Annotated in this window: 17 protein-coding genes; 12 read left to right on the forward strand and 5 right to left on the reverse strand. The window is 35.7% G+C overall.

Annotated elements, in window-relative coordinates:
* The first annotated feature begins 46 nt into the window (after positions 1 to 46).
* Positions 47 to 856, forward strand: coding sequence for an MBL fold metallo-hydrolase (locus IGJ11_RS02155; protein ID WP_010720049.1), 810 nt, complete (start codon positions 47 to 49; stop codon positions 854 to 856).
* Positions 857 to 1,111: 255 nt separating this feature from the next.
* Positions 1,112 to 1,591 (forward strand): hypothetical protein, encoded by a 480-nt coding sequence (locus IGJ11_RS02160; RefSeq protein WP_207432771.1) that lies wholly within the window; start codon positions 1,112 to 1,114, stop codon positions 1,589 to 1,591.
* Between the two features lie 339 nt (positions 1,592 to 1,930).
* Here IGJ11_RS02160 and IGJ11_RS02165 read toward each other — a convergent pair whose 3' ends face one another.
* From IGJ11_RS02165 to IGJ11_RS02175, 3 genes are all read right to left on the reverse strand, one after another.
* Entirely contained in the window at positions 1,931 to 3,754 is a 1,824-nt protein-coding gene (locus IGJ11_RS02165; protein WP_207432774.1) for an SH3 domain-containing protein, read from the reverse strand.
* 311 nt (positions 3,755 to 4,065) lie between these two features.
* Positions 4,066 to 4,674, reverse strand: a complete 609-nt coding sequence (gene bacL2 / locus IGJ11_RS02170) for a BacL2 family protein (RefSeq protein WP_207432777.1) — start codon at positions 4,672 to 4,674, stop codon at positions 4,066 to 4,068.
* A gap of 925 nt (positions 4,675 to 5,599) precedes the next feature.
* Positions 5,600 to 6,271, reverse strand: coding sequence for a CPBP family intramembrane glutamic endopeptidase (locus IGJ11_RS02175; RefSeq protein WP_010738437.1), 672 nt, complete (start codon positions 6,269 to 6,271; stop codon positions 5,600 to 5,602).
* A 238-nt stretch (positions 6,272 to 6,509) separates the two neighbouring features.
* On the opposite strand from IGJ11_RS02175, the gene groES reads away from it, so the two are divergent.
* The 3 genes from groES to IGJ11_RS02190 all read left to right on the forward strand — a co-directional run bounded on the left by groES (position 6,510) and on the right by IGJ11_RS02190 (position 10,323).
* Entirely contained in the window at positions 6,510 to 6,794 is a 285-nt protein-coding gene (groES, locus tag IGJ11_RS02180) for a co-chaperone GroES (protein ID WP_010738436.1), read from the forward strand.
* A 39-nt stretch (positions 6,795 to 6,833) separates the two neighbouring features.
* Positions 6,834 to 8,459 (forward strand): chaperonin GroEL, encoded by a 1,626-nt coding sequence (groL, locus tag IGJ11_RS02185; protein WP_010720044.1) that lies wholly within the window; start codon positions 6,834 to 6,836, stop codon positions 8,457 to 8,459.
* A gap of 589 nt (positions 8,460 to 9,048) precedes the next feature.
* The gene (locus IGJ11_RS02190; protein WP_242697193.1) at positions 9,049 to 10,323 is read left to right on the forward strand and encodes a GHKL domain-containing protein; all 1,275 of its coding nucleotides are present in this window, start codon (positions 9,049 to 9,051) and stop codon (positions 10,321 to 10,323) included.
* A 17-nt stretch (positions 10,324 to 10,340) separates the two neighbouring features.
* Here IGJ11_RS02190 and IGJ11_RS02195 read toward each other — a convergent pair whose 3' ends face one another.
* Entirely contained in the window at positions 10,341 to 11,084 is a 744-nt protein-coding gene (locus IGJ11_RS02195; RefSeq protein WP_207432781.1) for a response regulator, read from the reverse strand.
* Between the two features lie 326 nt (positions 11,085 to 11,410).
* Here IGJ11_RS02195 and IGJ11_RS02200 point away from each other — a divergent pair, with 326 nt between their 5' ends.
* The 3 genes from IGJ11_RS02200 (at position 11,411) to IGJ11_RS02210 (ending at position 15,370) form a co-directional block, all read left to right on the forward strand.
* A complete protein-coding gene (locus tag IGJ11_RS02200) occupies positions 11,411 to 11,668 on the forward strand; it encodes a hypothetical protein (RefSeq protein ID WP_178286815.1) in 258 nt (85 codons plus the stop codon).
* Positions 11,661 to 13,820: a glycosyl hydrolase family 18 protein gene (locus IGJ11_RS02205; protein ID WP_207432785.1), complete on the forward strand. Its 2,160-nt coding sequence runs from the start codon at positions 11,661 to 11,663 to the stop codon at positions 13,818 to 13,820. Before IGJ11_RS02200 ends, IGJ11_RS02205 begins: the two co-directional genes overlap by 8 nt.
* A gap of 95 nt (positions 13,821 to 13,915) precedes the next feature.
* A complete protein-coding gene (locus IGJ11_RS02210; RefSeq protein ID WP_251849360.1) occupies positions 13,916 to 15,370 on the forward strand; it encodes a phosphatidylinositol-specific phospholipase C domain-containing protein in 1,455 nt (484 codons plus the stop codon).
* A gap of 289 nt (positions 15,371 to 15,659) precedes the next feature.
* Here the strand turns inward: IGJ11_RS02210 and IGJ11_RS02215 are convergent, their stop codons facing one another.
* Positions 15,660 to 16,409 carry a MerR family transcriptional regulator gene (locus IGJ11_RS02215; RefSeq protein ID WP_438772276.1) on the reverse strand — a complete coding sequence of 250 codons (750 nt, stop codon included), beginning with the start codon at positions 16,407 to 16,409 and terminating at the stop codon, positions 15,660 to 15,662.
* A 115-nt stretch (positions 16,410 to 16,524) separates the two neighbouring features.
* Here IGJ11_RS02215 and IGJ11_RS02220 point away from each other — a divergent pair, with 115 nt between their 5' ends.
* From IGJ11_RS02220 to IGJ11_RS02235, 4 genes are all read left to right on the forward strand, one after another.
* Positions 16,525 to 17,577, forward strand: a complete 1,053-nt coding sequence (locus IGJ11_RS02220; RefSeq protein WP_207432798.1) for a DUF3324 domain-containing protein — start codon at positions 16,525 to 16,527, stop codon at positions 17,575 to 17,577.
* 30 nt (positions 17,578 to 17,607) lie between these two features.
* Positions 17,608 to 18,345 carry a WxL domain-containing protein gene (locus IGJ11_RS02225; protein ID WP_207432802.1) on the forward strand — a complete coding sequence of 246 codons (738 nt, stop codon included), beginning with the start codon at positions 17,608 to 17,610 and terminating at the stop codon, positions 18,343 to 18,345.
* A 28-nt stretch (positions 18,346 to 18,373) separates the two neighbouring features.
* Positions 18,374 to 24,871 (forward strand): putative mucin/carbohydrate-binding domain-containing protein, encoded by a 6,498-nt coding sequence (locus tag IGJ11_RS02230; RefSeq protein WP_207432813.1) that lies wholly within the window; start codon positions 18,374 to 18,376, stop codon positions 24,869 to 24,871.
* Between the two features lie 1,303 nt (positions 24,872 to 26,174).
* The gene (locus tag IGJ11_RS02235; protein WP_034699533.1) at positions 26,175 to 26,447 is read left to right on the forward strand and encodes a hypothetical protein; all 273 of its coding nucleotides are present in this window, start codon (positions 26,175 to 26,177) and stop codon (positions 26,445 to 26,447) included.
* The last annotated feature ends 11 nt before the right edge of the window (positions 26,448 to 26,458 follow it).

Below are 26,458 nucleotides of genomic sequence, written 5' to 3' on the forward strand. Positions count from 1 at the left end.
GTAGTATAATGAAAAAAGTTTACAAAGTAAGAAGGGAAGTAGTCAAATGGCTGAAGAAAAACCAGCTTTTAAAATCAGTATCCTAGCCAGTGGAAGCTCTGGAAATTCACTTTATATCGAAAGTGATAAAAAAAGGCTCTTGGTAGATGCTGGTCTCAGCGGGAAAAAAATTACTTCTTTGTTGGCACAAATTGATCGGACACCTGACCAATTAGACGGGATTTTAGTCACTCACGAACATCGTGATCATATTCATGGAGTAGGGGTACTTGCAAGGAAATATCATTTAGATGTGTTTGCCAATGAAAAAACATGGGAAGCAATGTCTCCATTAATTGGGAATGTTCCTATTGAACAAAAGCATTTGTTTGAAATGGGGAAGGTGCAAACATTTGGGGATCTAGATATTGAAAGCTTTGGCGTTTCTCACGATGCTGCAGCTCCGCAATTTTATCGTTTCCATAAAGAAAACCGTTCATTTGTGATGTTAACTGATACAGGTTATTGCAGTGATCATATGCGGGGAATCATCAAAAATGCAGATGGCTATTTGATGGAAAGTAACCATGATTTAGAGATGTTGCGGATGGGACCTTATCCTTGGAATTTAAAGCAACGGATCTTAGGTGATCGGGGGCACTTATCCAATGAAGATGGCGCCTTAGTCATGACCGATGTTATTGGTGATCGTACCAAACGTATCTACCTTGGTCACTTGAGTAAAGAAAACAATCTAAAAGAACTAGCTCACTTGACGATGGAGAATGTCCTAAAAGAAAAAGATCTAGGTGTCGGTTATGAATTTGATATTTATGATACCGATCCCTCAGAAGCAACGGAGTTATTTTCGATTTAGCCGTAGTCAACTATATAACCCAAAAAACGCTCAAACAACTTGTTTTGAGTGTTTTTTTTGTTCATTAGTCACGGACTGTTTAACTGGGAGTATTTTGGCTAATCCAGTAACGTTTTATTAATGACAATAGGCGGGCCTTTCAAAAAATATGTAATAGTTTAAATTTTAGATAAGATATATTGTTTGTTGGTTATTTATAGTGATTTTTTATTATATTTAATTAAATACAAATATTTATACAACTGAGGTGTTATTATGAAAAAAAGTTATTTTATTATTTTAGGGTTGTTATTATTGTCGGGGTGTTCCAACTCAGGAGTTGATCGTACCTCTTCCAGCACGGATCAGACTTCCACGCAGATCACCAAGACTTCTACAGAAAATTCACAAAATAGTACTACCAAGGAAAAAGAGAATCAACCTATTAGTAATGTAGAATCGACGGGAAATAATCCTGCAGAGGATTCAAATGTGCAAGAAATAAAGGATTCTTCAACTACTACTGAAACGATTGCTAATGAAAGCGAGAAAACAGATGAATACTATCGTTTAATCAAGCAGGCGTGGCAAGAACAATCTGACTATATCAACTCGTTAACAGATCCTAAGGTGAAACAATCTGTTCAAACACCGTCTGCTGCCGCAAACGCCAAAGCTAGCCAATTGGAATTGGACAATCCAGCAGATACTCAGTTGATCCAAACTAGTTTAAAACAAGTGCTGAATGGTCAATAATAAATAAGGAAAAATAGTTGTGATTAACAGGATCCTTTCCGAAAAAATTAGCCGAAGGAGATTGAGACAAGTTTTGTCTCAGTCCCTTCGGCATTTTTTGACAAATGCTGAAACAGCTATTCAAAGATTAAGTATAGTTAGACCGTAAATGAAAAATATAATAGAGAAGACTAGGCAAGAGGGACATTGCTCAAAACAGACAGATACAAAGTGAAACTAGCTTCCCATTATTATTGTATTAGTGAAAAGATTGAAAATTTTTATTACGCCTAATAGGTGTATCAATTACTTTTACATAATCATAGAGTTGAAACAAGCTAAAAGTTTATTTTAGAAAAATTATTGGATCGTTCCAAATGTTTCGCCGTTTTGTACTCTCCATGCGAGATAACGTCTTGACCCTGAAGAGGCAATATAGCTTAACCAGACATACCCATCATTTGCAACATAAGAATCATAAACAAGGGATTCTCCACTTGTATATTGTGCTAAAATATTTCCTTGAGTACTTGGATAATCACGTACATTAATTGTAGTATTTGGATAGAAAGTCGCTGTTTGTGGGATTAAATTAAGTCCTGAATCTAAACTAGAATTGAAAGAACCATATGTTTCTCCGCCTTGTACTCTCCAAGCGACATAGCGACGCAACCCAGAGTAGGAGATATAGCTTAACCAGATGTAGCCTTCATTAATGACGTACGAATCATAATAGAAACTATCTCCGCTCGTGTATTGTGCTAAGATATTTCCCTGAGTACTCGGATAGTCACGTACATTAATGGTCATTGCTGGGAAGAACTGTCCAGTTTCTGGAATGCGATTAACATTACCAGTTTCTCCTCCAGGAATCGTTCCAAATGTTTCTCCACCTTGTACTCTCCAAGCAACATAACGACGCACTCCAGAGTAGGCGATATAACTTAACCAAACATAGCCATCGTTGATCACATAAGAATCATAAACAAAACTATCCCCACTTGTATATTGTGCTAAAACATTCCCTTGAGTACTTGGATAGTCACGTACATTAATCGTGGTGTTAGGATAAAAAGTTCCCGTCTCATTTATTCTAGTGAAATTATCATTCGTACCTGGATTATTGATGTCTGGATCAATTATTCCACCCGTTGAGCTACTATCAATCGCTTCTAATTTTCCAGGATTTTGTTGTTTGATGGCGTTATAAGTTGGGATTAACAGATTGTAGTAATTATCATAGCCAGTAGCAGCATAATCAAACGTAGCTCCACCAACACGAAATAATCCTTTACAAAAATCGACAATAGAAGTCGTTCCTTCTGTGTTATATAGGCCGTTTCTTTTTGAAAGAATAAATGTATAGGCTTTAAAGTAATCTTTTAAACTTTCAAAATGAACATAGTAGCTACCTTCTCCGGCTGGTCGAGCTGTTCCTCTTCGCATATTAATTGCAAGATCCGATGGTGCTGTAAACGGTTCGGAAATACCACTCCAGTTATTATCAACACTTCCTACAATGGATGTATTAGGATCGCCCCAATGACTTTCAATGAACATTTGAGCAATTAAAAAACTTGGCTTCATATTATATTTTGCAGCATATTCAATGACTAAACGAATGTTGTTTTGAGTCAGCACATGACCTGCATTAACTAGTGAACCAGAATTATATAGTGTGCTATTGTTGCCTGAAGAAGAGTAACTAGGACGAGCGAAACCACGGATATTTCCATGACCGACACTATACGTGTTTCTTCGGACGGCGCTTCCAGAATTTCCTTCTATTGTTGTAATAGTGTTTCCCGAAACACTTTCGACAATTCCGATGTGATCACCCCAGGCATTATTTGGCTGAACGGATTGACTCCAAGCAAAGGTAATAATATCTCCGGGATGAGGTTTGATTGTACCGTCCTCAATCCAAATACCTAATTGTTTAAAAATTTGAATATGACGTTCAACACCGCATTCTCGCCCAATTAAGTTTGTTGCCCCCGATTTGATTGCTAGAAAACTCACGAATATGTCACACCAGTCATCGTAATAAGTGACCTGATATCCTTGAGGCAAAGGCTTAACACTATTATAGGTATTAACAATTGAATGATGCTCAGCTGAGCCCTGTGTTACACCGATATATTTTCTTGCTTCAGTTAAAATTTGTTCTACAGATGTTGTCATAAATAAAACCTCCTCGTTTCTGCTATAAAGTTAGATTGTTTAGGTCTTCATTACCTATAAAATATAATTTTTCCTTCTTTCCTATTGCATCTTTCACGAAATACTCTTCCTAAGTTTTAAGTGTCATTGCGTTTCCCTTCTTCCATTCAATTTTTTTATTACGTTTACAGTACGTATGTTTCTAATTTTTCCTTCTTGTGACAAAAATATTTTGTATTCACGGTGGTGATTAGATTTTTACGATGGACATAACATTGAAATGTCTAGCTATTTTTCGAAGTAAAATTAATGGAGAAAGAAAAACATAGTGATTAGGCAATATATTTCAAGAATGATTCTTTGATTCGTTGACATTTTTTTCTGGTTTTTGCATCGTAAGTCTTACTGATTCCTAAAAGGAGACAAATTTCTTTACAAGAATAACCGTGATAAAGCAGTTCGATGAAGGTACCTCTAAAAAAGTCCTGTTTTTTAAAATTTTCTATTAGAAGTTTTTCCTCGATCGAACGTTCTGCGCTTTTAACTGTGCAATTTTTAGAATGATGTAGCGATTCGATGTTTTCCCATCTTGTCACGTCATAAGTAATCCCATCTTTATTGAAGACCTTACTTCCGGATTTTTTATATTGTTTCCAAGTCTTCTTTTCAGCAATATAAATCCTTCGCAACGTAACATTTTTAAACGTGGAGCCTGAGATACTCTTGAAATCTTCAATGCCTTCCCAAATTGCTAAACAAAGGTTACTGTAGAAGTCTTCAAAAGGAATAAATACTCCATTAGATTGTGCTTTAAATACAAAACGATGCGCACAAGATTTTATATAAGGGTCTAAATCTAAAATGATTAAATCTAAGATATTTTTATCATTCGTCAGATAATATTTCTTCAATAAGTCATCAATCATTTGCCAGATATTCATTTCGCAACACACTACCTTTATTTTTTTGAAAGATACGTTCCTAAAAATGTTATTTTGTGACATATAAAATAACTTTTTTGTAAAAGTTAAATAAATGATAGTCTGTTAGATATATAATAAAAACAGTGGTTTTTTAACAAAAAATTTTATTTTTGTTTTATTCTTTATAAAATCGTGAATGACGGCAGTCAATCTGATATAAAGGATATGTCTTTTTTTAAATGATTTTTCTAAGAGATGATGCATTCGTAAGTAGTAATGATTGATAAAATTAATTAAAGTATGTAATGAATTAGCAAGTTCCTCATTTAATAACAAAAACAAAACAATATTAATTGTTTTAAAATCACTTTTGTATTTATCTTTTTATAAATAAAGTGTTTTTTAATCGCATTTTTGTTAGGCTGTTTTTCTCTCATACTGCGTATTTTTGTAAAACGAAAGCAAAGACACTTTAGTTGGAAGAGAAGGGGAACGAGTTGGTTTAGTGCAAAGTTGATAACTCTTGTGGGCGCCCATAAGACGATGTGGTTAAATTTTTCCATGAACCAATCTAATTAAATGTTTATAGTTAGATCTAGATGAACATGATTTTAATAGGATCTGAAAATAATCCAAATGGCAATGACTGCTATTTTCTGTCGTATTTAAAATAAGTGTGCTATTAGAGAAGACCATCAAAGTGTTTTGAGAAGGTTAACAGAGGAAATGGCGAGTGTCACGATAAATGGAAACTGCTAGTAGCTAGCGGATAAAACATAATGAATAGCTCTAAATAATTCTATCTTTTTCATGACTATGAAGGGAAAATTTGTTAAGAGAATGAGCCGGGATCGGAAAGGACACAAAAAAAGACCAGCGACTAAGAGTTGCTGGTCAGTGGATGGTATAAGAAGAGTCTTTTGATAAGGGGTTGTTTAGTAGCTTATGAAGCAGCAATCCAGCCCTTTTGAACGGCGATTTGTACAACTACCACCAATGTATTCATTCCCACATGTGTGATCATCGAGGTCCAGATTCTTCCCGTTGCTTTGTATTGTAGACTAAAGAAAAAACCTAAGAAAAAGTAGATCAGTAAGTGACCATCGTTATGGGCAAAAGCAAACAATAAGGAACTAACAATTGCCCCAATCCAAAAGTTTGTATATTTGCCAACGATACCTAAGATGCTGCGGCGAAAGACGAATTCTTCCATGACTGGACCAGCAACTGTGGTAGCTATTAAAAAGGCTGGAGCTTCAAGAATCATTTGAATAATATTTTGTGTATTCTCAGAAGGAGCGCTGTTACCAAATAAAAGAGTTTCCAACGTTACTGCAAGCGCCTGTAAGATCAAAGCAATGAAAATCCCAACAAACCCATATAAGATGATTTTTGGCGTCGAAGCACTAGGAATGGCTGCTTCTAGTGGTAGTGGTTCATTTTGCTTGAAATAAAAGAAAGCTAAAACAATTGCTCCTAGGATATAGGCAATCGTCGTTGCTGTAATCACGTCAGTAACAGTATGGACGATTCCGATAGAGGAAAGGATCAATGGGGAAAGAAAAATGAGTCCATAGCAAAAGATACTAGCGAAACTATATTTTTTTAATGACATAAAATACCTCCTTAAAGATAGGCAGAAGTAGACTGCAAGAATAGAAATTAATTATAACATAGATCAATTTAGAGGATATTACTAAGGGACTTCTAACGGTTACGGATAAAATTAGTGTACTTTCATTTAAAAAGCTTGCAAAAAAATCAAAGTATGAGTATTATTAAAAATGTAGGTTAGCACTCGATGTGTAAGAGTGCTAACGAATCCAAAAAAAGAGTTATCGGAGGGATTTATCGTGTTAAAACCATTAGGTGATCGCGTCATTATCGAAGTCGCAAAAGAAGAAGAAACAACTGTTGGAGGAATTGTTTTAGCTTCATCCGCTAAAGAAAAACCACAAACAGGAACAGTTGTTGCAGTCGGTGAAGGCCGTTTATTGGAAAACGGAGAAAAAGTTCCTGCTGCTGTAAAAGCGGGCGACCAAGTGATGTTTGAAAAATATGCCGGTACAGAAGTAAAATTTGAAGGAAAAGAATATTTGATCGTTGCAGGAAAAGATATCATGGCGATCGTTGAATAAATAAAAAAGTACGAAAAAAATTTGATGAGGTGAATAGACATGGCAAAAGAATTGAAATTTGCAGAAGATGCACGCGCAGCAATGCTACGTGGAGTTGATAAATTAGCTGATACAGTAAAAGTAACATTAGGTCCAAAAGGTCGTAATGTTGTATTAGAAAAATCATACGGTTCACCATTGATTACTAATGATGGCGTAACGATTGCAAAAGAAATCGAATTGGAAGATCACTTTGAAAACATGGGTGCAAAATTAGTTTCTGAAGTGGCTTCAAAAACCAATGATATTGCAGGTGACGGAACAACAACCGCTACTGTGTTAACCCAAGCAATTGTTCGTGAAGGATTAAAAAACGTAACAGCTGGGGCAAATCCTTTAGGTATTCGTCGTGGGATCGAATTGGCAACAAAAGCAGCAGTTGAAGAATTACACAATATTTCAACAGTCGTAGATTCTAAAGAAGCAATTGCTCAAGTTGCAGCTGTTTCTTCTGGTTCAGAAAAAGTGGGACATTTGATTGCTGATGCAATGGAAAAAGTCGGCAATGACGGCGTTATTACTATTGAAGAATCAAAAGGAATCGAAACCGAATTAGATGTTGTTGAAGGGATGCAATTTGACCGTGGTTACTTGTCACAATACATGGTGACTGACAACGACAAAATGGAAGCTGTTTTAGAAAATCCATACATTTTGATCACAGATAAGAAGATTTCTAATATCCAAGACATCTTGCCTTTATTAGAACAAATCTTACAACAATCTCGTCCGCTATTGATCATCGCTGACGATGTGGATGGAGAAGCTTTACCAACATTAGTCTTGAACAAAATCCGTGGGACATTTAACGTTGTTGCAGTGAAAGCACCTGGTTTCGGTGATCGTCGTAAAGCAATGCTTGAAGATATCGCTATCCTAACAGGCGGAACAGTGATTACGGACGACTTAGGATTAGAATTGAAGGATGCAACAATCGAAAACCTAGGAAATGCTTCAAAAGTTGTGGTAGACAAAGATAACACAACAATCGTTGAAGGCTCTGGTGATAAAACAGCCATTGAAGCACGTGTTCAATTGATCAAAAACCAAATTGCTGAAACAACATCAGATTTTGACCGTGAAAAATTACAAGAACGCTTAGCAAAACTTGCTGGTGGGGTTGCAGTGGTCAAAGTTGGTGCAGCAACTGAAACAGAATTAAAAGAATTGAAATTACGAATTGAAGATGCGTTGAATGCAACTCGTGCAGCCGTTGAAGAAGGTATGGTTTCTGGTGGTGGTACAGCATTAGTGAATGTCATCAGCAAAGTTTCAGCAGTTGAAGCTCAAGGAGACGTTGCAACAGGTGTGAAAATCGTTGTTCGTGCCTTAGAAGAACCAATTCGTCAAATCGCAGAAAATGCGGGATATGAAGGCTCAGTCATCGTTGATAAATTGAAAAATGTTGAATTAGGAACAGGTTTCAATGCTGCAACAGGCGAATGGGTAAATATGGTTGAAGCAGGGATTGTTGATCCAACCAAAGTTACTCGTTCAGCATTACAAAATGCTGCATCTGTTTCAGCTCTATTATTAACAACTGAAGCAGTAGTTGCTGACAAACCAGAACCAGCAGCACCAGCAGCGCCAGCAATGGATCCATCAATGATGGGCGGCATGATGTAGTCATTAAATCCTCATTGTCAAATGATGATTATGATGAGAAATTTTAGAATAATTGGGACAGAAAGAAGTTTTTCTTCTTTCTGTTCTTTTTTTTGGTAGAATCTACCATGATGAATCATGATCCGTCGTTTGATAAGTACCAACTTCCCAACACATGATCTCAGAGAGGGGGGCACAAAGACAATACAGACATTCCTCTGGCGTGTCCTGAAGAGTACTTTTACAAATCAAACAAATTTTCTCTTTCTATTTTTGGTTAAACAATTTTTCTTGAAATAGATAGTTCGGTCTAAAATAATTAAGGTAGCTTTGATAAGCTGATGATAAGATATCTTGAGTTCTCCTATGAATTGGTTAACCAAAATAATTCTAAAGGATTTCAGGTTGTCTTTTCTATCCTTTTAAATCATAAAAAAAGATGTTGATGAATTTCACTCATATCAAAAAGCATAGAGCCTTCTTGAGAGCTGACGATTGTCTCACAGTCTTTATTTAGGTAAATGTCTAGTCAAGTCGTGTTGACTAGGTTCCTACTTCCTACTTTATACTTATATAAAAAATATATATTTATGTGAAGGTGGAACATTGTTTGGAAGATAAAGTGTATGTCGTATTTATATTTTTACAGTATGCTATTTTGGATTTTTATATGGGAAAAATTTTTTTACATAAGAGATACAAGTTATTTTTTCTTTTATCCTTAATCATTTTTTGTTTCCTATCATGGAGATTTATCAATCTCGCTGGATTTTTTATCTTAACTGCAATGGGACTGAATTTATGGCTATTGTTTTATTCTTTTAAAAAAAAGTCTCTCTTCTCATTTGTCTATATACTTGGAGTATATTTTTTCATTCAATTTCATATTACCAGTATTGATACTATATATAGTTTTTTTGCTCAATTAGATAGTGTGAAAAATCCTTTATTTCTATTGATTGGTCTGCAAATACTAATCTTTTTGATTTTTTTGGCTGGGAATTTAATGGTAAAAAAGGTTTATACTAAAAATAAAATTTTCTTATTTCTTCATAGAAGAATACGCATAAAAAAAGTTCTTATTTTATGTGGTATTTTCTTTTTTATTTTAGCGATGTATTTCCAATTCATGTACTCGGTGTTAGATCGTGGAGACTTTTGGCTTGTATTAATTATTTTGTTGTTGAAAGGAGCCCTTATCTTCGGAGGCATTGTCTTTCTGGAGTATTCAGCTGTATGCCATGAAGATTTATTTAATACCATAAATTTTTACGAAGAAAAATTAGAGAGAATCGATGAAATAGAAGGTTTTAAACATGATTACGAAGGAATACTATTCACATTGGCGCTGTTGCTGGAAAAAGGGGACACGGAAGAAGCAATAGAGCAGCTTTTGAAGATTAAAGATTATTCTAAGAATATTATTTTTTCAAAAAATAATATTGGGGGATTAACTAAGGTAAGAAATATGGCAATTAAGAGTGTGCTTTTGATTGAAATCAATAAAGCGATAAGCATGGGAATTAAAGTAGATTTATCTATTGATACAGTGATCGCTGAAGTACCTATAAATAGTTTAGATTTTATTCGATGTCTCAAGATTCTGCTAGATAACGCAATTGAAGCGAGTATAGAGACAGAATCTCCTTATATAAACTTAACTATTAATAAACAATTTGGTATCTATCAAATTTTGGTCAAAAACAACTATGTTAATAGTGCAATATTGAGTGATATAGGGAGGAAAGGGATTACCTCAAAAGAACAGCACTATGGAATTGGATTCAGTAATTTACATCGAATTACTCAAGAATATAAAAATTTTTCCTATACAATTTTAAGAGATAATACTGCTTTTACAGTCACTCTCTTTTTAAAAGAGTAAGAAAAATTTTGTTTTTTTCATAGAAATTGTTTCAGTGACTCTTCTATTTTTTTTATTACCTTATGTCCAAAGTAAATTTCTGATCCGTTTTTAAATATAATGATTCCTAACTTACGATTAAGTGCTTTTATCTGCCGTAAATTTATGATATATGATTTTAAAAATAAAAAATATTTGGGAAATTTGAGTTTTTTTATATCCGAAAAGCTCTCATTGATCAAAAGTTCTTGAGAGGTCGTTTGTAGGTATACCCGAAAACGATCCTCTTTTATTGTTTGTATATAATTTATATGAGAAAAGGCAAATACTTGTCTTTCTTTTTGAACGGATAATATCAGTATTTCTCCGGTGTTTATTTGCAAAGAAAAAAATAGTTTTTTTAATGTAGTATGAATTTTTTTACGTATATCAGATAAGCAGATGCTTTTATGAATGTAGTCAAAAGGAATGATATTGCGAGTAACAATAGCCATACTTTGATCTTCGTAATTGGTGATAAAAATGATCTTACAAAATGAATTGGTATATCTAATCCATTCGGCAATATCGATCCCTGTATATTGATGTCTTAAATCTATATCTATAAAAAAGATGTCAATATCGGTTATATCAAGTAGATGAATTTCTTTAATAAATGAATTGACCGACTTGATAGGTACAACTTCTGCAGAAATGTATGAGCGTTTGATAAAATCGCTGATTGTTTCTACAATAAATTTCTGGTGTAATAACTGATCTTCGATAATGTAAATCCTTTGCATTCTTTTCCTCCAATAAAACTTTCCTATAAAACTAGTAAATGAAGTTTAACAAAGACTAGAATATTTTTACATACTTACGACGTTAAAATAACGCAAAAGGATAAAACTGCTACGTGAAAGAAATGAAAATAAACCATAGATAAGACACAATAAGTTCTAGGAGATTGTTTAAATAAACACTCATTCAATTAGAAGAGAAAAGGGAGGGGTTGTTGAGATAAGACTATATAAAATTAACAAGCTGTAAAAGACAAAAATGTATGTAACTCATTTAAAAGTAAGTTAAGGATTTTAATGATTCTTGTGGGGGAGAAGAGGGGCTTTAAATGTATAAAATAACGAATGATATTTATCTTGAAGATGAAGGTTACGGTGTCCTGATTATTGATTACTTAAAAAGTCCTTTTTTAAAGTATACATTGAAAAATGGACGTCCTGTTTTAAATGAAAAAATCTATTTTGTTCATCCGAGGGCAGATAAAGTTAAAGTCAAAGAACTTAGTAAGCAATCTCCTATGTTTATCCAAGTTTCGAAAGAATTAAACGATCTGATAAAAGAGAAAAGGGGAGGAAAAAATGAATAAAAAACTGGCAAAAAAATTTTTCGCATTATCATTAGTTGGGATTTCTTTATTGAATACACAGTCACTGACTGCTTTTGCTGAAGAGTTACAAAAAAATGATGGTACATTAGTGATGAATGATACGACAAATCATATTGAGGGATTGAATGCTTCTCATATGTGGTCGAATGACGGAGGAAACAGTTGGTCTCAAGGAAGAGAAGGACAATTATTCAGAGGAACCCAAGAAGTACGGGTAGCGGCATTTGATCAAGTTGTTGTGGATAGTTCAGTATGGCAAGTAAAAAGCTATCCAGGAGGAGCAACAGTTATCTATAACGGAAGTGTCTGGCGTAATGCTTATTGGGCAGAGCCTTCAGATAGACCAGGTAGTGCTTCTGTTTGGCAAAAAGTCAAAGACTTGCCAACACCTTTAAATATCTTTAAATTTAATCGATTTACAGGTGAAGAGGCAGAACGATTACAAAAAGAAGAAGCACAAAGAATTCAAAACGAGAAAAAAGTAATTGGTTATTTCTCAAATTGGCATGGGTATAAAACAGACTATGAGCCAGATAAGCCAGACTATAATTATAGTCAAGGAATCATCGATGGAAAAGGATACGATCCAGTAGATGTTCCTTTTGATAAAATTACTCATGTCAATTATGCTTTTATGGTTATTGACCAAAATGGAGAATTGGTTTCAAATGATCCTTGGGCCGACTTCGATGATTCACATGAAGGTGGGGGCAGAAACTACATCAATCAAATCACTCAATTAGCTGAAGAACATGATGTTGCAGCAATGGTTTCTATCGGTGGTTGGACCAACTCGGTAGACGATCATGGATTTGATCATGCTACAGCAACGCCTGAACGTATGGATCGTTTTACTACACAGTTAGTAGACTTTATGCTGAATTATCATTTTGAAGGTATTGATATTGATTGGGAATATCCAGAAAATGATGAACAAAAAGAAAAATTTGTGGCTTTGATTAAACAGCTACGTGAAAAGATGACCGCAGCAGGTAAAGAAAATGACGTCTACTACCAGTTAAGTATTGCAGTGACAGCTAATCATGAAAAAATGGCGTTTATTGCTCCCGAAATTACGAATGAATATGTCGATAACTTCAACGTAATGACTTATGATTACCGAGGTGGGTTTGATGATCAAACCGGACATCAATCTCCACTATATCCAAAAACAAGAGACGATAAAGATCAAAAATTCAATATTTCTGCAACCATGGAAGAGTACCATAAGGTTTACGGGATTCCTAAACATAAATTGATGGTTGGTATGAGTTATTACTCAAGAGGGTTTGCTAATGTTGATTCAGCAGCAATGGCTGTACCAAGTAGAGGAGCAGCCAATGGCGGAAGTTGGGACGATCCTGAACAATTAGCTGGTTTGAAACCTTGGTGGCAATTAAAAGAATTTGAAGCTAAAGCTAAAGATCCAACTGTTGAACACTTGTCTTACCATTGGGACGATGAAGCCGAGGCGCCATTTATCTATGATTCAGAGAAGAAAGAATTATTCACTTATGATAACATCGCAAGTATTTCTAGAAAAGTAAACTATACAATTGATCAAGGTTATGGCGGCGCGATTATTTGGGAATTAGCACATGATACACCAGATACAGCTGAATTAACTACTTTAGTCAAAAATATTCTAAGTGATACTCATGTTGATATTACGGATGAAACAGCCTTTACTACCCAAAGGTTTCATATTGGCGGTCAAAAAGTTCCGTCGAATCCAGAAGTATTTCCAACAGGTTTTTCACGTTTGGTAGTAGAATCACAGAACGGAAAAATTTCATTGGTCAAACACTCTGATTTTAGATTTCAATGGAATGACTGGCAAAATCAGAAATATGTTTCAGTCAAGATTTCTGAACCTAACGGCAAAATACTGTTTGACCAAACTTGGAATGGGAATGAGTCAGTCGTTGGAAATGGACTTCACACGTTTGGGACATTCGCTCAATATGACTTACCTGAAGGAAGTACTGTAGAAATTTATCATGCAGAAGGTCCAAGTTATATGTTTAGAACGAGCTTCGATCAGGAATTGAAAAGAAAACTAGGGAACGATAAAACGACTTATATCTATACGATGAAAAACAATAAATTAGAATTAACAGTTGTTAAGTAGTTAGCTTTATAAATTTATGAAGAAACTGATTATCTATGAATACTTATTTCATGGATAGTCAGTTTGTTACATGTAATAAAGAAAGAGGTTATTTGGTGAAAAAAATTTTTTCAATATTCATGCTATTGTTTGTTTTGGTTTTACCTAAAACAGTAGATGCACATTATCATCCAGCATATTTACGTTCGATTTCAGAATTTCATTCTAGAAATCCCAATTGGATGTCTGAAATACAAGATAATACTAGGCTGTCACAGTTATCTATTCCAGGTACGCACAATACCATGTCTAACGGTCCAGGGGGAGATATCGTTCAAAACCAAGGATTATCATTGAATGAACAATTAGAAGTGGGGATCCGTTTCATTGATATACGTGTAGCTGCAAGACCAAATTCGCTTACGGTTCACCATGGGTTTGTTTTTCTAGCTAGATTTGAAGACGCTTTAAATACATTACGAACATTTCTTCAAAGGAATCCTAGTGAAGCGATTTATATGCGGTTAAAACAGGAGCATACTAGCGTCAATGATCCGGAGCTGAACCGCTTAGTGAATAGCTATCTTAATAATCCTAATTATAAAAATATGTTTTTCTTAAGCAATAATGCGAATCCTACTTTAGGAGAAACCCGTGGTAAAATTGTAATTTTACGTAATTTTGAAGGATCTTCTTTAGGAATACGCTATCCAGCCAGCTTTGTGATACAAGACAATTATCATCTAAGAACAAATTGGGATCTATACGATAAATGGTTAAGTGTAAAAGAACATTTAAATCAAGCAAATAAAGATAATGGAAACAGGATTTTTATTAACTACTTATCAGGATCAGGAGGATCCTTTCCTTATTTTGTAGCTAGCGGTCATAGCAGTCCGGGAACCCATGCAGGTAGACTTGCCACTGGTATGACTCATCCGGGATGGGCAGGTTCCGTTCCAGATTTTCCCAGAATCGATTGGTTTTTAGGTATCGCAACGATTGCTTTTGAAGGTACAAATATATTGACTTCTGACTATATCAGAAATCAAAAATTAAGACATGTTGGAATTGTTGCTGCTGACTTTCCTGGAGAAGCACTGATTCATAATGTGATCCGACTAAATGAACGTCATATAAATAAACAATCTTTTTCAATTGGCGGAGATGCAAAAGCCTCAAATCCTTCTGGTTTTGCTAGGATTACTGTAGAAGTAAAGGGAAGAAAAATTTTATTAGTAAAGAATTCTGATTATCAATTTCATGGAAGTGGGTGGAACAATCAACGGTATGCGTCTATTAGAGTCAATGACCCTTCTGGGAGAATATTATTTAGCCAAATGTGGAATGGAAACGGTACGGTTATAGGTAATGGTCCTCGAACATATGGAACGTTTGCACAGCAAGTTTTATCTGAGGGAAGTACAATTGAGATTTATCACGCAGAAGGGCCATGGCACAGATTTAGAACGAGTAACGATGGTGAGTTAAAAACAAAACTAGGAAATAATAAATATACGTATGTATATATGCTGAGAAACGAAAACCTAGAATTAATATCCGCAACATAAGTATGAGGCGAAGGATCTGAATGGAAAATCTTAAATAGAACTTTTCTTTTACAATTAGAAAAAGACGAGAAGATGTAAACTTTTTATGGAATAAATCTTGAATCAACAAAAAACATTTATTGATTTTAGTGTTATCTTGGATTTTTTACACTAAAATTTATATGGAAATACAAATAAGCCTTCTGAAACTAGTTTGTTCAACTAGTTCCAGAAGGTATATTTCTGTGTAATAAATTTCAATTTTTAAGTCACTCCCAAGGATTTCGAAAGCTGAAATAATCCCTTCTATTTATAGTTCAGGTAAAAACCAGCATTTATAATAATCAATTGCTTGTCCAGTTTCTGATTTTCCTGAAGCAAGATATTGGGCAATACAAGTAGTATCCACAGGAAAATTTGCTCGTTCTAAGAGAGATTCCAAATTATTCTTTTTATAATTTATATTGTCTACTTCAAGCAGTCCACCAAAAATAATTTTTTGTTTTTGTTTTTCGAATAATAAATGATCACTTAATTTTTCATCTACAATAATTCCCTCTTGATAAGCATGACCACTGTCATTAGAAAAAAATAAGACAAAGTTTGTTGGACTAGTGGAATATTGACTGACATGTTCCATAGAACTAAGACTGAGTTGCTCTACATATGAAAAATTCATTGGAATAGATAGAGATGTCGAGTTTTTTTGTAATTGAATCAATTCTTCTAAGCTTTGTTTTTTGTGTGCAAGCATTTTTTGTTGTTTTGTTATTTTATTTAGTTCATCCATTAAATCTTGTTCTGACTTTACTAATGCTTCATAAGTGGTTTCGGGCTTTTGATGTAAGATCAATTTTAATTTTTTTATTGGGATGTTTAAATTACGATAGAACACAATGTCTAGTAAATCAAGTAAAGTACGGCTGTCAATAAGTCGATAGTGATTATCATGGTCACGTTTGAAACTTAGTAAGCCTTCACGCTCCCAATAACGAATAGTTGATTTGTTTAATGTGGTTAATTTTAAAATATCTTTGATATGAAATGTTTTTTTATCCATAGTATGCCCTCCCTTTAGAAAATAGTTTAACGGTTAATATCTGAAATGTAAAAAAAAGTTTTGACTGGGCACTTGGTACATACCTTAGAATGGCTGATGTAAAGGAGGGAGTGAAATGAAAGTACGATTAAATAAAACCACTATAATCATAAAATTAGCTCTTGTAGCCGTTCTTCTTTTAGCAATTGAAAAAATAAATCAAGTTCCAGTTTTTGGAGATTCCAGCGCACCATTTTCAGTTAGGAGTTTGGAAGAAGATGGATCAGTAAATGAACAAGGCTATTACATCTTTGAAGGGAATCCAAATGAAGAAGAAACCGTTACAATCGAAATAATGAATAACAGCAATGAATCAATAAAGATTGGAGTAGAAGCCATTCCTGCTCAAACGAATCAAAATGGGATTACCTCATTCATAAGTAAAGAAAATCTTGATGAAACGCTGGAATTTCCTTTTGACACATTAGTAGAAAATAAAGAAGAAACAATTGAGCTTAATACAGGGGAAACCAAAAAATATACAACAAGAATCAATTATCCAACAAAAAAATGGGGTGGCGAGATTCTTGGAGGGTTCCGATTTTATCAAGAAACAGCGCTTCAAGATCAGCAAGTTACACATCAATTTGCTTATACAGTCGGGGTGTTGATGCGTCAAAAAAATATAGAACTACCTGTTAACGAATTAATCGCTCGGGACGCTAGGATGGGGCAGCGAAATTATAGAAATGTCGTTGAGATAAATTTACAAAATAAACAACCTGTATCGATTCGAACCATGGAAGTTAATGCAAAAGTATACTATCAAGAGGAAAAAGACCCACTCATTCAATATGAAAAAGAAAATTTAAGAATGGCGCCAAATTCGAACTTTGATTTTGGGATACCCACTTTTTCCCAGCTAGTTCGTGCCGGGAATTATCGTGTTGAGTTAATAGTGAAAGCTGATACAGAAACCTATCATTTTGTCGAAAATTTTCATATCAGTTCATCTGCCGCAAATACACTGAATCAAACAGCTCTGGACATCGAATTACCGACACCTTGGTTGACCTACTTGTTGATAGGGGTCGGAATAATCTTGATATGTTTGATTTTGTACTTACTTCTAAAAGATAAATTTAAAGGGGGTGAGGAAAAAGAGAATAATTCAGTGGTAACAAAATAAAATTGACTTTTATTAGAGGGTGAGAAAACAATGAAAAAAACAAACTTACTATTTATGACTAGTTTATTAGGAATCATGACTTTAGGACAAGCGATGAATGTAGCTGCTGTTGATTACGATGGGGCAACTAAAGCAACAACTGAAGGTTCTGTAACAGTTGGTGCACCAGATCCAGACAAACCCGAGGTTGTCGATCCAGAAGATCCAGACAAACCAATCGAGCCGCCAACTCCACCGAATCCTAATCCTGGAGATTTAAAAATCAACTTCGTAGCAGATTTTGATTTTGGAGAAATTGAACATACGAACTTAGCAATTAATCAAAATGCCCAGTTGATTGATGTTCAAGTAGATGGTCAGACGGAAAAACGAGTACCATTTATTTCAATTGAAGATCGCCGAGGTTTAGCCAGACAAGGGTGGGAATTAAGAGCTTCGCAGCCTAGTCAACTTACTAACGAAGACGGTAAAGAGTTAGATGGAGCAGAGATATCGATTCAAAACATGTATTATGCAAACACTAATAATACACCACAAATCCCTAATTCGAGGGTTGTATTGAATAGTAGTGAACAAGTTATTTCTACAGCAAATGCTACTCAAGGAGCAGGTACTTGGTCATTAGCTTTGGGAAAACCTCATGGTGATAGCTCAACAGATGGCGTCAGCCTTCATATTCCTGCTAATACAATAAAATCAGATAAAACATATTCTACTTCCATTGTTTGGGAACTCGTTGCAGATCCAGGCGCAACACCAACACCTTAGTAGACCACAGAGATAGAGGAGATGACTAATGAAGAAGCTGATTACATTTTTAGGAATAGTGTGCATGCTGAGTCAAGCCATATCCCCGTCTCTATATATGGTGTACGCTGAAAGCTTTCTAGAAGAGGAAAATCCTCAACCTGCTTCAGAATTAGAAGGTGCAGAAAATACTGTTTCTTCATCGGAAAATACAGTTGCTTCTGAGAACATTCCTGAAAAAGAAGATGAAAATAACCCTACTTCTGTCTCAGAAAATGAAGAAACCACGGATGGTTCTGAGAGTACAAGTAGTGAAAAAAATGATAGTACTGAGGAGAATAGCGGAAATAATATAAAACATATTCTTGAAAATGAAAGTATACTCCAAAATTTCTCTGCTCCACCTTCAGGAGGACCAGGCCCATACGATACTGTAGGAGGGCTGCCTGCTCCTGGAAGACTGCGGCTCTGGCATGGGGCGGGAAATTCCCCTGCACCTAATTCTTCAGCTTGGCGATCGCCCTGGACTAATTCAAATTTAGTGTATAGGATAGGAGATTCATGGGATCCTTTCGGACCATTTATCAATGCTCTTAACTTTTCCGGAGCTGCCACTGAAATTCTTAACAATAGAAGCCGACACATAGGACATTTGGTAGGAGTAGATAAATGGGTATATACGTCAGGATACGAATGGATGGAACATACTTTTCCTCTACATTATCGAATCACTGAATTTCCAGATGACGATATTGTAAATACATCTTCTGGAAACTCGCGTGCAAGATTTACCGTTCGGATTACAGACGAAGTTGCGCCTCATGGCTGGATTGATCTATATGGATACGTTCAAGTGCAATGGGGAAATGGAAATAATAATGCTATCTACATGGGAGCAACACAAGGATCGGGAGGCGTATTTTTATATAATCCACAAACACGACTGATAGAATTCAAGCGTCATGAACGAAATACAAACAGCATGTCATCGAATGCTGCTGAAACATTCTATACGTTTTCGGTAAGACGGCCAGGTGCAGCCCAAACAATAGAAAGTATCAACCCCATTCTTTCATTTACTGCTAATGGTAGAGATACAGTAGATACTTTACGCACAAAATATAGTTCAGTATCTAAACCAGTGTTTGCATATGGTGATGTGGTTGAAGTATTCCATGCACAACCGAATAGAGTCGGTACTCTTTCAAGCGGGAATGTACAAGGATTAGGCTCTGTCGCAGATTCACGCGATGGGAATAAAGGCTATCTTGAATTAACAAATTCAGGTTATCGACAGTTAACTTTTAATAGAGCGACACCACGTCAAGCAACAATAAGTACAAACACAACAAACGCACAATTAGATGCTAGTCTAGCAAATTATTTAGATATGAGTCGTGCTACGGGTTCGCAAATTGAACGATTTGTTACGTATCCTGATCGTTCCAGAACAGGGACAAGTAATGGCGTTATTCGTGTTCGTCAACAGTTATCGACAGGAAACTTTGTCTATAAGGACTACCAAGTACCATTTAATGTGCAAGATGGGATTCAAGCAGATATCACCCATCAGAATCTATTAGTTGGTGAAACATTTGATATTAATAAATCCATATCAAATGTTCGTTACAGGGGCACAACATTAAATAGCAATCAATATACCCTTGATTTTCAATTAGGAACAGTTTTAGATGTGGCTGGTACAAGAGATCTATCGGTGAAAGTAACACATAATACTAGTGGAGAATCTGCTGATTTTAGTGTACCGATAACGCTAAGATGGGGTAACACTATTATGTTCCGTGGTGTTGGTGATCGTGCGGGAGGGGCGCTTGCTTATGTTCCATCAGAGCAACGATTGACGATGACACGTGGAAGTTATGAAACTCTTGCTCCTACACATCCTCTTTTTTCTCATGAATACTTCAATCTCTCTTTGTTGCGTAATTCAGCCAATCGACAGAACTTTGCAGAGTTACCTGAATATTATAAGTTTTCCTCACCAGGTACGTGGAATGCTGAACAAAATAAGCAGAATTTCGGTAGCCGAACCATCAATTACGGGGATATCTTAAAAGTGCATCATGAGGAAGCTGAAGAACGATTAAGGATCTTCAATAATGAAGCAGAAGGTGCCTTGTCACATAGAGACAATATAGCTTACTTGGAATTAACACCGACAGGTTACCGCCAAGTATTGATCGATCGAGTAGCGCCTAAATCAGGGACAATTAGTCGTCGAATGACTGATGGACAATTGGATCAGCAAGTGGCTTCTTATTTAGATTTGAGTAATGCACCAAACGTAGAGGTGGTTGGTTTTACAAGATATCCAGACCGATCAAGTTTAGGACAAACGACAGGGACAATTCAGGTTCAAGAAAAACTAAGTAATGGCAACTATATACAAATGACCTACGATGTGCCATTTACTGTTCATCAGGGGCTAGAAGCCACTCCTGTGGCTCAATCATTAACGTTAGGTGAATCTCTTAATTTAGAAAAAGCAGTGGGGGAAGTAAAATATAACAATGCTGTTCTAGCAAGAGATGCTTATGAATTCGAGTATGATACTGGCCAAGATCTGGATGTGCCAGGAAGCAGAAACACAACAGTAACAGTCGTTCATAAAGCTTCTGGTGAACGAATCCAAGTGCAAGTTCCTGTAGTAATTACGTGGGGAGAAACCCTTCTGTTTAGAGGGCAGGCAGATCGCTCAGCAGGAGCATTGGCCTATTTACCTGGAGAAAATAAACTTGTGGCTCGTCGTGGAGACTATACCTGGGCAGCCCCGATCCATCCTGGATTTCCAGATATGTATTATTCATTAGAAGTATTGAGAAATACGGATTCAAAACAAGCGCTAAATGAGTTGAATACAGTTACTAGTTATGAAGCAACTGGAAATAGAGATGTAAATGAACATATCCGTGATATTGGAACGATTTCGATTGAACATGGAGATATTTTAAAAGTGTACCATGCAGAAGCGCAAGGTCGATTGAGAATCTTTCATAACGAAGCAGAAGGTGCCTTGTCACATAAAGACAACATTGCTTACCTTGAATTAACATCAACTGGTTACCGCCAAGTATTGATCGATCGAGTAACACCTCGTACAGGGACAATTAGTCGTCGAATGACCGATGAACAGTTGGATCAACAAGCTGCTTCTTATTTGAATTTGAGCAACGCACCAAATGTCGAAGTGGTTGGGTTTACGAGTTACCCAGATCGATCAAGCTTAGGGCAAACCACAGGAACAATCCAAGTTCAAGAGAAATTGAGCAATGGCAAGTATGTCCAAATGACTTATGAAGTACCATTTACTGTTCATCAAGGATTGGAAGCCACTACCATAGCACAAGCATTAACACTTGGTGAAACCCTTGATTTAGAAAAAGCAGTGAATGAAGTCAAGTACAATAATACTGTTTTAGCAAGGGATGCTTATGAATTAGAGTATGATCCCGGACAAGATCTTGATGTAGCGGGAAGTAGAAATACAGTAGTAACAGTCGTTCATAGAGCGACAGGAGAACGAATCCAAGTGAACGTACCTGTTACCATTAGATGGGGTAATACCATTATGTTCCGAGGTAGAGGTGATCGTTCAGGAGGAGCGCTTGCTTATGTTCCATCAGAGCAACGATTGACGATGACACGTGGAAGTTATGAAGCGTTGGCTTCTACACATCCTAATTTTCCAAATGAATACTTTAATATCTCTTTATTGCGTAATTCAGCTAATCGTCAAAATTTGACAGAATTACCTGAGTATTATAAGTTCTCCTCCCCAGGTACATGGAATGCTGAACAAAATCGCCAGGGATTCGGTAATCGGACAATTATCTATGGTGATATTCTGAAAGTCTATCATGCAGAAGCACGTACGCGACTCAGAATTTTTAATAATGAAACAGAAGGTGCCTTGTCCCATAGCAATAATATAGCTTACTTGGAATTGACGCCGACCGGTTACCGTCAAGTATTGATCGACCGGGTAACGCCTCGTACAGGGACAATTAGTCGCCGAATGTCTGATGAACAATTGGACCAGCAAGTGGCTTCTTATTTAAATTTAAACAACGCGCCAAATGTAGAGGTGGTCGGCTTTACGAAATATCCAGACCGATCAAGACCAGGACAAACAACAGGGACAATCCAGGTTCAAGAAAAACTAAGTAATGGCAACTATGTCCAAATGTCCTACGATGTGCCATTTACGGTGACGGCTGGGTTAGAAGCAACTGCCGTTTCACAAGTATTAAACTTAGGTGAAACAATTGATCCAAGCCAAGTAGTCAAAGATGTTAAATATAATGGTCAAGCCTTATCTAACAATGACTTTGAAGTAAAAGTCAGCGAAAACGGAATCATGAATTTAGTTGGCAGTCGTACGATTAACGCGTCCATCACACACAAAGTATCGGCTGAAACTATTGAAGTGGAAATTCCTGTAACTATTCATTGGGGGAATACGCTGATTTTGAAAGGGACAGCTCGTCATGAAAGTTTAGGACTTTCATTAATAAGAGCTGGAAATCAACTACAATTGATCGGAACAAAAGGTTCAGAAGACAGAAATCTTCAGCTTCATACAGGTCTCTTTTTTGACGCCGCTTATTTGAAAATAGGCTTGATTTCAGGACAACAAAATATAGCACTGGACTTACCAAACTATCAAAGAAACATTACGTATTATGGACGAGACTATAAGTTTGATATTATAGATGATTTCGGTGTAAATAATGTTCAAGTTGGAGATGTTGTAGAAGTTTATCATCAGGAATCGTTAAGTGCTGGCAGAATGATGAGTTTGTACACCGATAGTGTTGAAGTGGATGTTCACGAAAACAATGGATTCGTCAATCAAACAACCTATTATGAAACCACGAATGATGGATTAAGATTGTTGTTCATTAATCAGCTAAGCCCTAAAAACACAACAATCTCACAAACGATGAGTGACGAACAATTAGATGCAGCAGTAGAAACATATCTTGAATTTGGTAATGCTAAAAACGTTGAAGTAGTCGGGTTTACGAGATACCCAGACCGATCAAGACAAGGTCAAACGCTAGGGACAATCCGAGTTCAAGAAAAACTAAGTAATGGCAACTATATTCAAATGAACTACAATGTACTATTTACTGTTCATCAAGGATTGGAAGCCACTACCATGGCACAAGTATTAACACTTGGTGAAACCCTTGATTTAGAAAAAGCAGTGAATGAAGTCAAGTACAATAATACTGTTTTAGCAAGAGATGCTTATGAATTCGAGTACGATCCTAGACACGATCTTGATGTGCCAGGAAGAAGATATACTATGGTGACAGTCGTGCATAAAGCTTCTGGTGAACGGATTCAAGTACAGGTTCATCTAACCATTAGGTGGGGAGAAACTCTTCTTTTTAGAGGAGAAGCAGATCGCTCAGCGGGAGCATTAGCCTATTTACCTGGAGAAAATAAGATTGTAGCGCGTCGTGGAGATAATATTGGAGTAGCACCTATCCATCCTGATTTTCCAGAATTGTATTACTCATTGGAAGTACTAAGAAATACAGCTAGTCAGCAGTCGTTGGATGAATTAAGTATTAAAAAGAATTATGAAGCCGCTGGTAGCAGAGGTGTCAATGGGCATGTAAGTGGTATCGGAACGATTTCAATTGAATATGGAGATATTCTAAAAGTGTATCATGCGGAAGCACAGGAACGGTTAAGAATCTTCAATAACGAGATAGAAGGAGCATTGTCACATAAAGACAATATTGCTTACCTTGAACTAACACCAACCGGTTATCGCCAAGTGTTGATTGATCGAGTAACACCTCGTACAGGGCTGATTAGCCAAAACATGACCGATGAACAATTGGCTCAACAAGCTGCTTCTTATTTAAATCTGAGCAACGCACCAAATGTCGAAGTGGTTGGGTTTACGAGTTACCCAGATCGATCAAGCTTAGGGCAAACCACAGGAACAATCCAAGTTCAAGAGAAATTAAGTAATGGCAAGTATGTCCAAATGGCTTATGAAGTACCATTTACAGTAGAAGGTACGCGTAAGATAACGAATGTCTCCAATTTTGATTTTGGCACCATCAGAAAAAGTAATCGTCGCCAGATAGTTACAGCTTTGAATGAAGAAGATACTCCATTGGGATTACAGTTATCTGACTATATTGGTACAAGTAACTGGTCTCTTCAAGCATATCAAAGTACTTCATTTCAAAATTCTAATGGAGATGAACTAAGAGGCGTGGAAATTAGGCTTCATAATATTGTCAGCCAAAGTGATCAAGCAGCCAATCTTCATACACAAAACGAAGTAAATTTAAATACGCAACCTATAGAAATTGCAAACTATGTCGTGAATAGCTCGGTAGGAAGCCAGCCAGTTGGTAACACTACTATCTCATTTGGAACGAATCATACACCTGGTGTAGAGCTTCAAGTACCGAATTCATTAGAGGCAAACGAAGATACCTATAGGACAACGATCAATTGGGAGCTGGTAGCAGATCCAAGTCAGGGAGTGAACTAACGTGAGGATAAATTTTAAGAAAAACAGCATTCTATTGATGCTCGTTATGATACTCGTTTTTTTCACACCGCAAAAGATAGCTGCTGATACAATTGATATGGAAAAAATATATGAAAATAATGTTTCCGTACGATTTATCCCGAAAAAAACTGGGAGGTTGCCCCAAACAGGCGATATGAGGATGGGTTATCTACAAAAGGTTGGAACCATTCTTATTCTATTGATATTTATAGGAGTAAAAGATAAGCACATAAAGAAAAATAAATAAGCTATCCAATGTTAAGATGGATTCTAGGTACCCCTAACTGTAAAAAGATAGTTAGGGGGATTTAGGATAGAAAATCATACATCTCAATCTTGCATAAAATGACTTACTTCAGTTTTTTATTGATTGCTAAAGTAAAATATTTTTTCTTCTTATTCTAAGAGAAAGGTGACCTGCTAGAGATAATTGCTGGTTGAAATCTAAAACTTTTTTCAAAATTGTATATATTAGATGATTTTGGTTTTGGTAAACGAGGTACATTCTATTTAAGTGAAAATAAAAATTTTTATGGAGCTTCTGTAGTGGGTTGCGCCACAGGTATATTTCACAATATATCAAAAGTATGGAGTCTAAGAGAACCCTTATGTAATAAGGGCTCTCTTTTTTTATTACAAGCTAAAGGGTGCAAAAATATGAAAGATTATTTTTTTAATCAATCATTCGATGCGGATAGTTGCTTATGTTCTAGAACGACCTATATACGTGAAGCCAGAGGATCTTGATGTGCTACTATTTTTGTCTTTTTTTTTCTTCTTTATATTCTTCATATTTTTCAGATTCTCATTCTTAGACAACAAGGAGTGATTATTTTCCTTTGTACTTTTTAATGGCATAGGTTTCTCTACTAGGCAGTATTCTTTAATGTTTACTAGGTTAGACATTCGTTCGTTTATTCGATGTTTTCTTCTCAATATTTTTAATAGTCTTATGCGTTGTAGTATGGCCTTTATTTTATTCTTTATTAGTCTCAGTATTCTTTTCAGTATACCTGCTTTTTTTTGCTTTTTATACAATTGAAAAACTCCTCTCATTTACTGGTTTAAATGCATAGTAACAGAGTTTGAATGAGGTACTCGAACTTATTTTTCTAGATAATTAAAATAAAGTTCTACTTTTAAAAATTCAAAGACAAGTTTAAAGATTCGAAGACAAAAGTATGTATCGTATTGCTCGTTTTTTTAGAAGGTGAAGCAAAGATCTTGCTATGAGACGCGTTTCATAAGCTATACTCAATTCATCAAAAAGGAGGAATTACTGATGAATACTTATATCAAAACGACCAATGGCGCTACGAATGACTATTTTTATGCTTTTGTTGAATTTAAAGAAACAGTGCTTGAATTGTCTAGTCCTCAAGGGTTAAATAAAACGGTAATGAAAAAAATTCCTTTAGATGAAATTAGTGGATTGGCTAAAGATACGTATCTGGGTGGGCAACGTATTAGCTTTGAATATGATGGAACGTTCTATCAATTTTTTGAATGTGGGCATGCTGTGGTAGACTATTTACAAGAAAATCTTTTTGCATAGGTGGTTTTAGT

The sequence above is a fragment of the Enterococcus sp. DIV0691 genome (assembly GCF_051711145.1).
GTDB lineage: Bacteria > Bacillota > Bacilli > Lactobacillales > Enterococcaceae > Enterococcus_B > Enterococcus_B hirae.